Source organism: Frankia sp. CeRuru1 (assembly GCF_977966315.1).
The window spans coordinates 3,424-5,377 of sequence record NZ_CDWWEW010000134.1 but is presented as its reverse complement, the minus strand read 5'-3'; the positions used below and the strand labels follow the sequence as shown (position 1 = coordinate 5,377).

Below are 1,954 nucleotides of genomic sequence, written 5' to 3'. Positions count from 1 at the left end.
CCGACCCGTTCGGCCCGCGGGGAGCGGTCGCCCCCACCGGCGCCCAGGGCCGCGCCCGCGCCTCGCCGGGGGGCAGGGGCCGGATCACGGGCCGGATCGTGCGGATCGGCGTCCGGCGGTGCGTCGTCGAGGCCCTCCAGATCGGATAGGGCGATGGGCCGCCACCGGTGCAGCGCCTCGTCGGCGCTCGCCCGGACGGTGGAGTGTTCGACGCGGGGGAGGCCGATGGCGGCATCGTCCCGCGGTCGTCGCGCCCCGGTGTTCACGGGCGCGATGCCGGCCCTCGCCAGCCGCGGCCACAACGAGGCCAACGCGGCGTCGGTGTCGAGCTCGAACTCGGACTGGCGGACCCGCCAGAACCGCCAGCCCGCCCGGCGCAGCTCGCGCTCCCGGGCGAACTCGTGCGCGATCTCGTCCGGACCGGAGCCGACGTCCCCGTCGCACTCGACGGCGAGCCGGGCCCGACCGCCGGAGACGACCAGGTCGACCCGCCGACCGTTGACCTCCACCTGCGGGGTGACCAGGTAGCCGCGGCCGGCGATCTCCCGGAAGACCCGCTGTTCGAACAGGGATCCGAAGGCCGGATGCGGACGGTTGGCCGGCACCTCGGCGAGCGCCGGGGGCTCCTCGCCGCGGCCGGCGGTCGCCGGGTGCGTCGTGGACAGCACGTAGCTCAGATAGTTGTGCCGCAGATCGCGGGGGTCAAGATCGGTAACCGGTACGGAGTGGAACAGCCAGACCTGGTCGCGGGCCCGGGAGGCCGCGACGTTGAACCGCCGCTGGTACTCCAGTCGGGTCAGCGGGGTGATGCGCGAGTCGGGCGCCACCACCAGGGACAGGAAGACGACGTCGCGCTCGTCGCCCTGGAAGTCGGCGGGGACGCCCACCCGCAGCCGTCGACGCTGGTGCTCGGCGGCGGACATCCGGTCGGCCAGCTGGTCGCGGATCAGCGCCGCCTGCGCGGTGCCCTGCGGGACGACGACGCCGAAGGAGAGCCGGGCGTACCGGGGATCCTCGGCGCAGGAGAGCACCTGCGCGACCAGGGCATCGGCCTCGGCCGGATTGCGTGGACCGAGGCCCGCGTCTGTGGTGAAACCATGGGGAACGAACCGGGCGACCAGCGGCGGCAGCCGGTCGGCGCCGAACTGGCGCAGGGGAAGCAGCGGCGCGTCCCGGTAGAACATGGCCGACGACCACTCGATGATTTCCGGCATGCACCGGAAGTGCTCCCGCAGCCGGATCACCTCGCCGAAGCGGGTCCGCAACAGCGTGAACAGGCTAGACCGGGGGGTGAACCCGACGCGCAGCCACGCCGGCACCTCCGGCAGCAGGGCCTCCAGCCGGTCGAAGACCCGGTCGAGCTCGTCCGTGACCTCCACCGGCGGCGTGCACTGCCGGTCGTCGCCCACGACGATCACCCGTGGGGCGAGCCAGAGCAGGAACAGGCTGTCGAGCCCGGCCTGACTGCCTTCGTCGACGATCACGACGTCGAAGCTGTCGCGCACTGCCGGGATCGTCGACAGCACCTCCCGGATCGGCATGACCCAGGCCGGCACCGCCGTCTGGGCGATCTCCATCGCCTCCCGGGCGGCCTGGCGGAAACGTTCGGCGTGGCGGCCGCCGAAGGTGCCGCTGGCCGCCACCGCGTCGGCATAGGCGCGCAGTGCGGCCGACTGCTCGGCGCCCATCCGTTCGAGGCAGTGTTTCCACGCGCGGGCGCCGGCCAGCTCCGCGGTGGCCGCGGCGACCATGTCCTCCGCCGCGTCCAGCTCGGCGTCCAGATCGACGGGTGGTCCAGCCGGGCCGCCGGGAGCCGCGCCGGCGCCGGCGGCCGTGGCGGCGCCGGCGGCCGTGGCGGTCAGCCAGCTCGCGGCCACCGCCCAGGACCAGGCGGTCGTGAACGCCGCGAGCCTGGCCGGCCAGATCTCAGCTCCATTGGGCCGGGTCGCGCCGG

The 1,954-nt window shown here is 74.5% G+C and carries 1 protein-coding gene; it reads right to left on the bottom strand.

Translation table 11 applies throughout. From position 1 onward, the window contains the following. The coding region (locus tag AC08OP_RS11865) for an AAA domain-containing protein (protein WP_476614244.1) at positions 1-1,954 on the bottom strand (1,954 nt) is incomplete at both ends.